The sequence below is a fragment of the Litorivivens sp. genome (assembly GCF_041625495.1).
Taxonomy (GTDB): domain Bacteria; phylum Pseudomonadota; class Gammaproteobacteria; order Pseudomonadales; family Spongiibacteraceae; genus Litorivivens.
On record NZ_JBFJTH010000015.1, the window covers coordinates 1 to 13,375 of the forward strand.

10 protein-coding genes are annotated in these 13,375 nt (G+C 55.6%); 4 read left to right on the top strand and 6 right to left on the bottom strand.

Annotated elements, in window-relative coordinates; genetic code table 11:
• Together ABYP39_RS03080 and ABYP39_RS03085 are read right to left on the bottom strand one after the other, a co-directional pair.
• Window positions 1-1,192: cytochrome P450 (locus tag ABYP39_RS03080; protein WP_372781083.1), on the bottom strand; the 1,192-nt coding region annotated here is incomplete at its 3' end.
• A gap of 9 nt (window positions 1,193-1,201) precedes the next feature.
• On the bottom strand, window positions 1,202-3,628 hold the full coding sequence (locus ABYP39_RS03085) for a TonB-dependent receptor (protein WP_372781085.1): 2,427 nt from the start codon (window positions 3,626-3,628) through the stop codon (window positions 1,202-1,204).
• A 155-nt stretch (window positions 3,629-3,783) separates the two neighbouring features.
• Here ABYP39_RS03085 and ABYP39_RS03090 point away from each other — a divergent pair, with 155 nt between their 5' ends.
• Window positions 3,784-4,410: a TetR/AcrR family transcriptional regulator gene (locus tag ABYP39_RS03090; protein ID WP_372749381.1), complete on the top strand. Its 627-nt coding sequence runs from the start codon at window positions 3,784-3,786 to the stop codon at window positions 4,408-4,410.
• Here the strand turns inward: ABYP39_RS03090 and ABYP39_RS03095 are convergent.
• The 4 genes from ABYP39_RS03095 to ABYP39_RS03110 form a co-directional block, all read right to left on the bottom strand.
• Window positions 4,407-7,013: a TonB-dependent receptor gene (locus ABYP39_RS03095; RefSeq protein WP_372749382.1), complete on the bottom strand. Its 2,607-nt coding sequence runs from the start codon at window positions 7,011-7,013 to the stop codon at window positions 4,407-4,409. The two genes, ABYP39_RS03090 and ABYP39_RS03095, sit on opposite strands and share 4 nt — an antisense overlap.
• Window positions 7,014-7,148: 135 nt before the next feature.
• On the bottom strand, window positions 7,149-8,639 hold the full coding sequence (locus tag ABYP39_RS03100) for a purple acid phosphatase family protein (RefSeq protein ID WP_372781087.1): 1,491 nt from the start codon (window positions 8,637-8,639) through the stop codon (window positions 7,149-7,151).
• Between the two features lie 76 nt (window positions 8,640-8,715).
• A complete protein-coding gene (locus tag ABYP39_RS03105) occupies window positions 8,716-8,970 on the bottom strand; it encodes a hypothetical protein (protein ID WP_372765294.1) in 255 nt (84 codons plus the stop codon).
• Window positions 8,971-9,055: 85 nt separating this feature from the next.
• Entirely contained in the window at window positions 9,056-9,706 is a 651-nt protein-coding gene (locus ABYP39_RS03110; protein ID WP_372750151.1) for a TetR/AcrR family transcriptional regulator, read from the bottom strand.
• Between the two features lie 169 nt (window positions 9,707-9,875).
• Between ABYP39_RS03110 and ABYP39_RS03115 the strand changes: the two genes are divergently transcribed.
• Genes ABYP39_RS03115 through ABYP39_RS03125 form a run of 3 tightly spaced genes read left to right on the top strand, consistent with a single transcriptional unit; the run spans window position 9,876 to window position 13,270 of the window.
• On the top strand, window positions 9,876-11,024 hold the full coding sequence (locus tag ABYP39_RS03115) for a sulfotransferase (RefSeq protein WP_372781089.1): 1,149 nt from the start codon (window positions 9,876-9,878) through the stop codon (window positions 11,022-11,024).
• A 2-nt stretch (window positions 11,025-11,026) separates the two neighbouring features.
• Window positions 11,027-12,409 carry a hypothetical protein gene (locus ABYP39_RS03120; RefSeq protein WP_372781091.1) on the top strand — a complete coding sequence of 461 codons (1,383 nt, stop codon included), beginning with the start codon at window positions 11,027-11,029 and terminating at the stop codon, window positions 12,407-12,409.
• A 9-nt stretch (window positions 12,410-12,418) separates the two neighbouring features.
• Window positions 12,419-13,270, top strand: a complete 852-nt coding sequence (locus tag ABYP39_RS03125) for an SDR family NAD(P)-dependent oxidoreductase (protein ID WP_372781093.1) — start codon at window positions 12,419-12,421, stop codon at window positions 13,268-13,270.
• Window positions 13,271-13,375 lie beyond the last annotated feature (105 nt).

Sequence of the window (13,375 nt, forward strand, 5' to 3'; positions counted from 1 at the left end):
GCTCGCCCGCCAGCTCGATCGCGCTCAACTGGGGCAACAGCACCTGGAAGAAGACTTCAACTTCCATTCGCGCCAGATGCATACCCAGGCAGTTATGCCGACCGTAACCAAAGGCGAGGTGGCGATTGGGCGAGCGCGCGACATCAAAGACGTCCGGTTTTTCCAGCGCCGTGGCGTCGCGGTTGGCGGCATCGAAGAACAGCGCCACCGTATCGCCCTTGGCCAGTTTCACGCCTCGCAGCTCGGTATCGGCAAGCACGGTACGGGCGAAGTGTTTAACCGGAGTCACCCAACGGATCATTTCGTCGGCGGCACTGCGACAGAGATCCGGATTGGCCTGCAGTTTCTGCAGCTGCTCCGGGTTCTCCAGCAAGGCCTGCAGACCGCCGGCGATACTGGCACTGGTGGTGTCGTGGCCGGCCGTCGCCAGCAACACAAAATAGGAGGTCAGCGTAAAAGGGTCTAGGTACTCGCCGTCCAGTTTGGCCGACGACAGGACGCTGCCAATATCGTCCGCCGGATGGGCGCGCTTTTGCTCGATAAAGGCGGAGAAATACTCAGCCATCCCGTGCATGGTTTCCAGAAAAACCGCCGTGGCGTCTTTGCCCTCTTCTACGTAGGCATCCGGCGCAAACAGGCGCTGGGTCAATGTGAGAATCTTGCCTTCATCGGCTTCGGGAATCCCGATCATCTGCAACACAATGCGCAGCGGAAACCAGAACGCAATATCGGCTGCAAAATCGCATTGCCCACCCAATCCACGCATGCGCGCCACAAAGCTCTCGGCGATAGTGACCACATGGCCGCGTAACTTGGCGATATTCGCCGGCATAAACCATTCGCGGGTCACCTTGCGCAATGCCAGATGTCGATCGCCATCCATATGCACCAGGGTTTTTACACCCATCATGTCGCCAAAACGCTCCAGATTGGTCTGCTCCAGAGATTCCAGAATCAGCACGGCGCGCGGCTCGGCGCTGAACAGTTCCGGCGTGGATTCGATATACCGTATATCCTCATGCCGGGTAACAGCCCAATAGGGACGTATATCCGCCGGCTGTACCCGGCACACCGGCTCGTGTTCACGCAGATGGGCCAGCAGCGCGCGAATGTCAGCCGGTCGCTTGTAAGCAAGGGCGTCACTCAGTAGTTCAGGGCTCAGTTGTTCAGGATTCATTTTTTCAGTACTCACGGGAAACCCTCACAGACGCGTTTTAATACTGAGGCCAATTTGCCGCGGCTCGTTCAGATAGGCGTTATAGGAGCCCTCCTGTACGGGTGCCGCAAAGTAGATGGTGCGATAGGTCTGGTTCAGACAGTTTTTGCAGAACAAGCTGACATCCCATTCCGTGCCACCATAGTACTGAAAGCCTAACGCCGCATCCCACAGGGTGTAGGGACCTTGCGTGGGCTCGTCCGGCGTATCCGGGCTGGCCCAGTGCTCGCCGCTATAGGAGGCCGCCACCCGTCCATAGAGCCCGGCGTTAGCCGACAGCGGACGCGAATAGGTAGCGGCGGCAACCGCCGACAAATCAGGCGCCCGGGGCGTCTGCCGACCGTCCAGATGGCGCACCGCTTCCGGCGCATTGCCCAGATCGGAAAACTCCGCCTTGAGCCAGGTAATACTCAACTCGGCCCGCAGCGATTCGGTGAATTGCACCGTATTTTCAAGCTCAATACCACGCGACAAGGCTTCGCCGGTATTCTGGGTAAAAAAGTTGAAGCCATTAAAAAAGTTGATCTGCAGATTTTCGTACTGAGTGTCAAACAGGGCAATGTTGGTTTGAGCCCGCGAATCCCAGTAGCGGGTTTTCAGACCCAGCTCCCAACTACGCGCATACTCCGGTTCATAGGTGGTGTTATTGAGGTTTGCCGCCTCCTGAAACAGGTTCACAGCGCCGGCCTTATAGCCCTTGCTGAAGGTCAGGTAGCCCATGATGTCGTCGGTAAAACGGTACTGGCCCGACAGGGTGCTGGTCACCACGCTGCTTTCGTATTCGTCGTAGAAACTCGGGGAGTTGTAGATGGTATTCAAATCCAGCGCGTTGCGCGGGGTCGACGCATCGCCGGACGGCGGATCGCCGATCAGACCCGAGGCAATAATGGCCTGCGCCAGTTCAGAGTTGTACCAATAGACCTGATCGTAACCGCCCTGCTTACGATCCTCGCTATAGCGCAGCCCCGCCACCAGCGTAAAGCCGTTCTCAAAATCAGTCTGGGTATGAATAAATATCGCCGCGCTGGTGGAATCCTGATAATAATGATCTTCAATAATTTTCACACCGCGTTCGGCGGGAAACAGATCAAAGGACGTAAAGCCCACCGGGCCTCCGATGGTAGCAAACAGCGCGGTGCAGCCGAGCGTCATGCCGGGCGGGCGACATACCGGCGCTGTGCTGCCGGAATATCCCGCCATCTGGGCGGCGGCTCGGGTTACCAGAAAACTGGCGTAGTTATTGGAATCGGTATCGGACTCAAAAATTCGATTGCTCTCAAAAGTCTCTTCCGAGTAGTAGATACCGGCCACAATATCCACCGCCCCCCACTGGGTGCTGACATTCACCTCTTGGGACCAGAAATCGATTTCCGCCGGCTCGCTCAACGTGAGGATGTGGGCCGGACCAAAATCAGCGTCGCCCCGTACCTGTTCGTCAGTGAAGCGACGGACACCGGTTACCGCGCGAATATCCATAGACTCCAGCGCCCAGTCCAGTTTCCAGGTCAGGCCAATATCCTCACGCAATTCCTCTGAGTCCGCATTGTTATTGGTGAGACGTCGATCTTCAGCATAATCGGCGGTGTAGAACTCCAGCCCCCGGAGACCCGCGTAGTATTTCAGGTCCTGGGTCAGTGGTCCGCTCACCACCTGCACACTGCCCCAACAGCAGCCGGCATCGGATTTTGAATAATCCAGGATGAGCCAACTCTCCAGGGTATCGGTCACATCAAACAGCCACTGCACCTTGCCGCTGATACGATCCGTCTGGTTATAGGTGCGATTGCCCTGCTGGCGGCTGTGCAAAAAGCCGTCCTGACGATTGTTGACCACGGAGACACGCACGGCGCTGCGATCTCCCAGCGGCATATTCACCGCTGCGGCCGCATAACGCTTGTCAAAATTACCGCTTAGCATCTCGGCGCTGATGCCGAAGGCTTCGCTATCCGGTTTGCTGCTGGTCAGCGACAGCGCACCGGCAACCGTGTTCTTGCCAAACAGGGTACCCTGTGGACCGCGCAGCAGTTCCAGGCCGGCGATATCATTCATGTCCTGCAAGGCCATGGCGGAACGCGAGCGGTACACCCCGTCAATAAACACCCCCACCGCCCCCTCAAAGGTGCGGCCATTACCGACCGTGCCAATACCGCGAATTTTCAGACTCGAGTTCTGTGAGCTCTGACCGGTATCAAAACTGATACTGGGGTTAACGTCGGTCAGATCAGAGACATCAAACACGCCCGCCTCGCGCATACTGTCTGCCGACATGGCCGTGATGGCGATGGGAACGTCCTGAGCGCTCTGACTGCGCTTCTGAGCAGTCACAACAACTTCTTCCAGCTGCGTCGCTGTGGCCCAGGATGACGTAAACGCCAGCATCATGCCGACAACCGAGAGCACACTGAATCTCATATTCCCCCCAGAACTGGGCTTACGCGCATCCCCGAAACAGCCGGGCGACAGCGCATTGCAGGCCATTCAATTATTATAATTCGCCAAACCATACATTTGGACATTTCTATTTTGTACACTTGTATGCTTTTGAGGTCAAGTGCTAAGATCGCAAAATGAATGACACCGCTACTTTGATTGAAGCCCGACCGCCACAGCAAGCGCGCGGCCGCGAGCGCTTCGAGCGCATCCTACATGCTGCCGAGAAACAGTTACTCGCACGCGGAATAAGCGACTTTTCCATCCCCGAGCTGGCCAGCAAACTGGGGTATACCCGCACTAGTGTTTATCATTTTTTCCCCACTCCTTACGCAATTCTCAATGAGTTAACCCGCCGCCACCTGCTCACCATTGAGCAGCAGGTAGAGAAGCTCAGCAAAAGTATCGAAGGAAAACGCTGGCAACAGGTCATTGAGGAAGTTTCGAACCTGGTCGCAGATTATTACAACGCGCACCCAGTAGCCGGCATTTTGATTCTGGGGAGTGTGGCAAGCCACGAAAGCCACCGCGCGATGCACCTGACTATCGTGCATCTGGGCAAACATGTGGAAAATCTGATGGAGCTTATTGGCGTTTCCCTGCCCAGCCACGAGCCAGACGCCAAGGCGCTCACAGTGGAGCTGGGCACCGCCTGCCTGCGGCTATCCTACTTTCTGCACGGTAAAATCACCGACGCATACCGGCAGGAATGCACCAATGCAATGATTGGTTATCTGAACCGTTTTATAGAGTCAAAAGGCTAGAACGACCAGGTAACGTCCACACCGTAGACCCTCGGATCACCATACCCCTGATTAAACGTGCCGATGGAGTCCGTGACTGCAACGGTACTATTGATATAGCGCTTGTCCAGAATATTGGTTCCATAGGCTGTTACGCGCCAGTCGCCCGCATCATTCATCCAGGTCAGGCGCAGATCAACAAGCACGTATTCGTTAGCGCCAGCATTGCGTTCGTCGTCGCGATAGACCTCTGCCGAGGTCGCATCCAGCCCGAAGAAAACATCACCCTTGTAGCTGATATCCAGCCGCGGCGTGATCAGGCCAATGTCGGTGGGAAAGGTCATCTGCAGGCCCAATGAAGCGCTTTCTTCCGGTGCCGCAGGAAACGGTTCACCGCTACGATCTACCGGGACGGCATTGCCGCGTAGCGCCAGCTCCTTCAGGTCGGTATCTTCAAACTCACTGTAAAAATAGTTATTGTTACTGTAGTTCAGCGATACCACCGCGCCCGCAAACGGCAGCCAGCTCAGCTCCATCTCGCTACCCCGAATCGTCGCCTCCCCGGCGTTGGTAAACACCACAATCAGATTACCGGCGGAATCATTCGACACGGTGACCAGCTGCATATTGCGGTAATCCATGTTGTAGGTAGCGATATTCAGCCGCATCCGCCGATCCAGCAAATCCATTTTGAAACCCAGCTCTAGATTGGCGACTTCTTCGGGCTCAATGCGTGCCAGCCCTTCCACGCCACGCGGTTCAGAAAATCCCGACTTGAATCCGTCGCTGTAAGTAAAGTACGTGGTCAGTGCCTCAAAGGGTGTGTTCTCCAGCTGATACTCATCAAACACGTAACTCAGGGAGAGCATCGGGGTAACCTGGCTGAAGGTTTCGTCCGCATCAAAACGAGAGGTATTGGCCCAGTCCATCTTGTAGTCGGGAATGCCATCCCCGTCCTGATCGCGAAACACATTACTCGCAATGCCAACCGGATCTTCCAGCCACGATCCGGCAAAGGTATAAAGCCCCTTGGTCTGCCCGCCAGACAACGCTGCCAGCGGACCAGGCGGTGTCAGTGGCACATAGCGTGGATCTGCCGCTTGCAGTCGTGTCGTTAAATCGTTGAGATCGGTACCAATCACGGTGAGCCCGGACTTTCTAACCTCCTGGGTGTAGCGCACACCCAGGGTTAACTGCAGGGCCTCAGTCAGGTCATAGGAGGCCTGCAGAAAGGCTGCGTAGGTCGCATTGTCGAGCTCAAAATCTGACTGCAATAGCGGATCACCGGTCAGAGCACCCACCACCGGCGTGGTACCCAGGGGCGATGCCGGTCGGGTGGGGTTCTGCCCCGACGCCAATTGGCTCAGACTGGTGGCATCCAGCCCAATCAGGTTGGTCAACAGGGTAAAGGTTTCGGTATTGCGCTCGGCCGCTGCAAACAGGCCGGTGGTAAAGTTAAGGCGGTTGTTAAGCGCCGAACCGTTCAGCTGAAGCTCCAGACTGTAGGACTTTCGAATACTGGGCTCATTGTTGTAAGCCTCGTTGTAGTCCATGGGCCCGCCGTCGTTGTCGGCAGTCTGAATCGGGCCTTCTTCCGCGCGACGCACCCCGAGTATGGCCTTAAGCAGATAGTTTTCTGTGAGCTCCCATGTCGCAGTCGAACCAAACAGCACCGACTGGAAATCCTGTTCCAACATAGGGTTCGGACCTTTATCTGCAGTAAGATCGCCCTGCTGTTCACGACTGTTAGACTCACAGTTTTCACGAAATGCGCGCCCCTGTGACGCATCGGTATCTCCAGCCCAAAGTAACGCCAAACCATCAACAAACAACGCGTCATCACGTGTGATATTGCAGTTGGTATTGGTCATAACACCACTGGAATCGCCGAAGAACAGCAGGTTTTCAACGGTCAGCGTATCGCTTGCGTCCCAACGGGTCTGAAACAACGCGGAAATACCCTCTTCGGAGTTACTGCGCGCGTCGTCCCCCACATCTTTCATGTAGCCTTCGTTGTACACCGCGTTAAAGGCTACGCGGGTAAAAAAGCGATCGGTCACCGGAAGGTTTACGCCTGCCCGTAACTTTCGGGTATCGTAGCTGCCCAGCCCCGCTTCCACATAGCCCTCAAATTCCTCGTGAGGTTTGGCCAGGGTAAGTACCAATGCGCCGCCCGTGGTGTTTTTACCAAATAGCGTACCCTGTGGGCCGCGCAACACCTGCAGACTGTCCACATCTACCGTGTCGAGCAACTGACCGTCCGCACGCGGCAGAAATAGCCCGTCCAGATATACCCCAACGGTGGGGTCCACCCGCACAAAACCAGTGCGCTCACCAATACCGCGAATATAAATTTGGTTGCCCTGCCCTTTGTTGATCTGCAGGGAAGGCACACTTTTGGAAAGGTCCTGAACATTATCGATACCGGCATCACGCAGATCTTCGCCGCTCAGAGCGGTGACCGCGAGGGGCGTTTCCTGAATGTTCTCCTCGCGTTTTCGTGCAGTGACCACTACCTCCTCAATTACATCGCGCACGGCACGGGACGTTTCCGCCCACCCCGGCACTGAAGTAGTCAGAAATGAGAAGGCGAATAGCGCCAGAGCCACAGGACGACGAAACATGAGATCTCCTCGAAGACAGGGAGCCATCGCCCGCACTGCCTTGGCATTATTGTTTATTTTTGGACAGTAAAGACTAAACGAGAAGCATTGGACAGTCGATGAACGGAAATTAACGCACGTGTGCCTGATCCCTAATCAGGCGGCCTGACGAAGCGTCGTCAGCAGGTTTGCCAATTCCTCACGATTGCGCGGCGGCTTGACGCAGTCGCGACACGCCAGCGCATCTCTGGCGACAACGGAAAAACTGTCCTGCACTGTAAAATCACCTGCACTGGCCTGACGCCCCTCCTCACTCAGATCTATCGGCGGTGCGCCGATAAACTCTACCGCGATTTTGCCGGGACTGACCTGATAGCGGGCAAATCCGATACCCACAAACTGGTGGGCAGACCATGCCTGCGGGCCGTCTGCATCAAACAGCCTGATTGAGGCGCCACCGGTGCCGACCATGACTTGCACATAACCAAATGGATTAGGCGAGCCAAAACTCATTGGCTCAGAGCGTTGATACACATGATCGTGACCAACCAGCAACATATCCACGCCATAGCGCACAATAATGTTTTCCTCCAGCGCCACCAGCGCCGGGTTGGCCGGACTGCGACCGTCCTGGTCGGTCCAGATCGGGAAATGCTGCATGACCACGATAAAGTCAATCTCGCCGGCAGCACGGCGTACAGCGGCCAGCGACAGATCCGCCTCGATATTCAGCAGTTCCTCCGGCAAGGTGCCGTCATTGATCAAAGCGCCCGCCGTAGTCACCAGAAAGTGCACGCGGTTGACGTCAAAAGCGTAAAAACTGCTACCGGGGTTGTCGCCAGTAATTATTGAGGTAAAAGGCTTGCCTGGATGGGTAAAGCGGTTCTTGAAGGCATCGCCGCCAAAATCTTTCTCCTCATGATTGCCGGGCGCTGCGAGCATGGGACGCGTCGACAGCAGAGGTTCCTGCTGGGCAAACCAGGTATCCCAGACTGGCTGGTCGCCATTTGCGTAGGACAGATCACCGGCGATTAACAATAGGTCCGACGGCGTTTTGAGCATTTTCTCTGTCACCTGCTGCGCCAATGCGCCAGTACCCTGGTCACCGTAGTGAATAAAGCTCCACTGCTGCGCCGGTATGGGTAGGACTTTACGGACTTCCGACCACCCTCCCTCATCCGATCCCACCCGATAACAAAACGCTTTGTCTGGGGGAAGATCACGCGCCATAGCGCGATGAGTCAGTGATTCCAGCCCCGTTGTTGGCTCAGCTCTGGCTTGCACCCGGTGCTTCAGCGGCAGTGACAAGGCCTCCTCCGCGGTATCTGCATCCACTGCAGCGTATTCCAGAAACGATGCCGGAGCCTCTGTACCATTCGTAAACCAGGTCAGCGCCCGCGAGCTTCGCGCATGCTCGGTAAAGCTGACATGCAGCCCGCGCGGCGGGTGTGTGGCGGGAGTCTCGGCTGGCGGCGGTTCAGGTGTTGGCTCTTCAGTGTCTGGGACAGATGTCTCAACTGCAGGTGATTCAGCATCGTCGGGCGTTGGTGCGAGGGTGGATTTATCATCGTCACCACAGGCTGCCAATAGCAATGAGCCCGCGCTGGCTGCAATAAAACGACGGCGAGAAAAATCTGAGGTAGTCATGGCGCAACTCGGAATCAGGTTGCGCCGAAGCTTAACGACCGCAGATGACAGTCGCGTGAAACCAGAGTAGCGCTGTTTACTTCAGCGCGTCTTCCTCGCTCACCAGCGGACGGCTTTCCCGCGTGCCGCGCATTGCGTGGCTCTTCGGTGGACGGTTACCGTCATCGTGCGCCAGAATCACGTGGTCGTCATGTACTTCCAGTAATACTCCCACGAAGGGCATGTCGCCAAGACTGCCATCGACCCGATAACTGACGACATCGCCGGGCTTAAAGGTAGCTTCATCAAAATTAAACGAGAACGGGCACTTTTCTTCGCCCGGTTGAACCATATCTTTCATGGGAACATCCTGCAGAGCCTGGCGGCATGAGCCAAATTTAGTTGTACAACATTGTAGTTCATTAATGCGGCAAATCCTATGCTTGGCCTGCCAGCAGGTAACGCAGTAACAGCGCCAGCAACTCCTCCCGGAACGCTGGGTCTTTCAGGGCCTGCGGCCGTTCGCGCAGCGCTGCCGTCAGACAGGATTCGAGCGTATGGCGGGCCAGAAAAGCCTGCATATCGCGATCGCCTGCGCGTACACTGGCCTCATGCTGTGAGAGAAACAACGCAAACCAGTCAGCCCACGACGGGTTGGATTCGGCCTGGGTGCGCTGATTGACCCGTTCGCGCACATCCAGTGCCTGATGATAGCGCTGATAAAAATCCGGCGATATCTGATACAGCTGGTAGAGAAAATCAGCTTCCATTCCAATGATCGCCTCAAGCGTGCCCGCAAAGGATTGTGCCGATAATTTCCAGATACGGGTAAATTCCAACGTGGCTTCATCTGCCAATTGCTGCAGCCGCTCCTCAAATACATCGGCAAGCACCGCCTCCTTGTTCGGGAAATACTGGTATACCGACGCAATATTTACCCCCGCCACGTCAGCGATGCGTTGGGTGGTCAGACGGTCTGGCCCTTCGGTTTCAAGTATGCGGATACAGGCTTCGCGAATGGCCCGCACCAGTTCAGCAGAGCGGCTCTGCTTGGGCCGCTTGCGCGGCCGGGGCAGTTCACCGGCCATCACCTGTATGCTCCATAAAAATGTAAGTATGCCTTTCGAAAACTCAAGTACTGCATTTTTAGCCTTTATTTTCAACGTGATACATAACAACAAAAAATATAAAACCGCAGTTGTGGCCGTGATAACCACACCGTAGATTACTGTCATCACTCTTGGATTACGGTAACCCATGTACTTCGACTTTGACTACTACTGGCGAGTTATTCGCTATGTCTGGCGTTTAAAACAGTGGCCCAAACGGCGCCGAGTGCTGCTCAGACTACTGGTATTAACACCGCCACTGACCCTGTTTCACGGCCTATGTTTCTTGCTCGACTATCTACTATTTCCCCGGCTCTGGCGACAAAAGGTAAAGCAACCGGTCTTTATCGTCGGCCATGCGCGCAGCGGTACCACGCTAATGCACCGATTGATGTCAGCAGATGGCGAGCGCTTCAGCTACTTTCTTTACTGGGAAACCTTGTTCCCTTCACTGCTGCAGAAAAAATGCATACGCCTACTGGGCAGGGTCGATGCCTTTTTTGGTGGCCCTATTGTGAAAAAACTAAAGGCCTGGGATGAAAAAACCTTTGGCCCCTTCCGTCATATGCATGACATGAGCTTGTGGAATTCGGAGGAGGACCAGTTTGTTATGCGCGCAGCCTTTGTCACCCAACAGTGGGCAACTGACCTGCCAGTGATGAACGAGATTGATCTGTTCCATGTGGACCAGATGCCACGCAAACGCAAACGTTGGCTGAACCACTACCGCGAATGTGTCAAACGTCAACTATTACTCAATGGCGGTGACAAAATTCACCTCAGCAAAAACCCGGTGATGAGCGGCTGGGTAGGCTCACTGATCGAAGCATTTCCCGATGCTCGTATTGTCGTCATGATGCGCGATCCCAGTCAGTGTATCCCCAGTCTGCTGAAACTGGTTGAAATGTCCTGGCGGCATCAGGGCTGGAAGCCAGAAGAGTATCAAGACTCCCTGAATACACTGCGTGACATTTCTTTCGAAACATTCCACAACCCAGCGCGACAGCTGGCGCAACAACCCGATACACCACACTGCGTGGTGGACTATCGCAAGCTCACCCGCACCCCGCGCGAAACCGTGCACGCGGTATATGAGGCGCTGGGGTTGGAGCTCTCGGAAAGCTTTGACCAGTATCTGCAAGCACAGGCCGAGCGGGAGAAAAATCACGCCTCAAAATTCGAATACAGCCTTGGCGATTATGCACTGACCGGCGCCGCTATCGAGGCAGAGCTCGAACCCTTTTATCAACAGTACAACTGGCCACGCGCGGCCAGTCACGGCGCAAACGGAGAATAATAATGGCACAAGAACAAACGACAGACGCACTCAAGCAGCAATTGCGCAGCGCTTTTGACGACATGATTCAGAGCTTTCAGGAGGCTCGGGATGCCATCGACAACCCGGCCCTTTACCCTCCGCCAGCAAACGAGCGTAATCTCGCCGAGGGCTATCGCTACCTATTGGGCTTTATGCTCAGCGGCATCGAACGCACCTTGGCAGACCCACTCTATCCACGCTTCCGCCGGGCCATACAAACCACAAACCGGGCAACCATCGACAATGCCGATGCGGTTTATCTGATGGCGGAAATTGACGGCAATCACAGTTATCGCGTACGCGGCAAAGCGGCCGACACCAGACACTGGCGCGGAGAAACGCCTGCCGATGGCATCACAGCGCCGCAGTATGTGATATTCGAGCTGTCCAGTGGTTATGCCGGCGATTCGGGCAAGCTGTCAGAAATGCAACCGGGAACGCGCATCAACACCAGCACGCTCGATAGCAGTGAATTACTCATTGCGGATGATGGCAGTTTTGACATCCTGATTGCACCGGAAAAACCGGCCAACTACAGCGGTAATTTCATGCTCAGTAAGCGCACCAGTCGCGATGTAGAACATGTCGGAAGGTATCTGACCTGCCGAGAGCTATTTCACGACTGGGCCAACCAAGATGTCATGGATCTGGAAATTTTGCGAATCGGCTGTGAAAACGAGGTCAAACCACCGCTATCTGCCCGGGAGGCTGCCGAGCATCTACGCGAAGTGGGCAGGATTGCGCGCAATCAGGTGCACTTCTGGAACGCCTTTAACGCGATCACCCTGGAAACCTATGGCCAAGTACCCGGCGGCATCAGCGAAAAAATGGGAATGGATAGACCCTTTATGCCCGTCAACGATATGAACCCGCCCAACGCGCTCGGCTTGGCAACAGGGGGCGGCCAGAGCAGCAATATTTACGCAGGAGGCACCTACCTGCTCGACGACAACGAAGCGCTGATCATTGAAACAAAGACGGTCATCGAACCTGCCTTTATCGGCTTTCACCTGGCCAATTTATGGGGCGAGTCACTCGACTTTGAAAGCTATCCCAGCAACATCAACGGTCATCTTATGGAATCTGACCCCGATGGTTACCGGCGCTGGGTGGTCTGCCACCGCGATCCTGGCATTGCCAACTGGGTCAGCACCACTGGGCTTCCTCACGGTTACACATCAATGCGCTGGACTTACCCGACACCCCCACCAAAGGAACACTGGCCTACGCTGAAAGTCGAGAAAGTTGCGTTCGAAGATATCCGAAAGCAACTGCCACATGCCAGAACCGTTAGTGAACAGGAACGCGCTGATCAGCGTCTCATTCGCCACCGCCACGTACAGCGTCGCTATCGCCAATATTAAGGAGACATCATGCATTCATTGAAAGGTAAAACGGCTTTTATTACTGGCGCCAGCCGTGGCATCGGTCGTGCAATCGCGACACGTTTTGCAGCTGAAGGCGCCAGCGTTGTTCTGTGCGCTTCCCGACTGGGGGCCCACGGCGATCTGCAAGGTACATTGGAAGAAGCTGTTGCACAGATCAATGCCAGTGGCGGTAACGCCGCCGCTCAGGTCTGCAATCTTCTGGACGAAACAGCCCGTGCCGACCTGATAGCACAGGCCAGCCAACACTTTGGACCGATTGATATACTCGTCAACAATGCGGCAACCTCCGTGATGAACATGCCGAGTCAGGTTAGTACCAAACACCGCAATCGTATGTTCGACCTCAACGTGAACGTCCCAGTAGAACTTACCCAGCAGGCCTTGGCCGGTATGCGAGAACGCGGCGCTGGTTGGGTACTCAATTTGAGCAGCGCCACGATCAATCAGCCAACTGTGCCGTATCGAGACTCTCGCGAAGCAGCGCTGGTCATCGGTGCCTACGGTGCCAGCAAGGCTGCACTGGCTCGCTACAGCGAGGCACTTGCCCACGAACTTGCGCCAGAAAAAATCTACGTCAATACCTTGGCCCCCGAGGCCATTGTACTGACCTCCGGCGCTGACTATGTGCGCAATATTGCGCGCAACAACCCAGACATGGTCGAACCGGTGGAAATGATGGCTGAAGCTGCGTTGGCGCTGTGCTCACGCTCGCTGGTCGGTTTAACCGCCTATAGTCGTCAACTGGTGCACAGCCTCGGACTGGAGGTGCATAGCCTGGACGGCACCACTGTTTTGGGTGACGCCTTTGCCCCCGCTGATGTGAATACCACTGTCTGAGCATCGCCTGGGAGTGACGCGGCGGCAGTCACCCCGTCGCGTCATTACCGCAGGGGTCGCATTTACTGTAAACTCAGGTGCGATTACCAGGTTCCGCTATGGGGT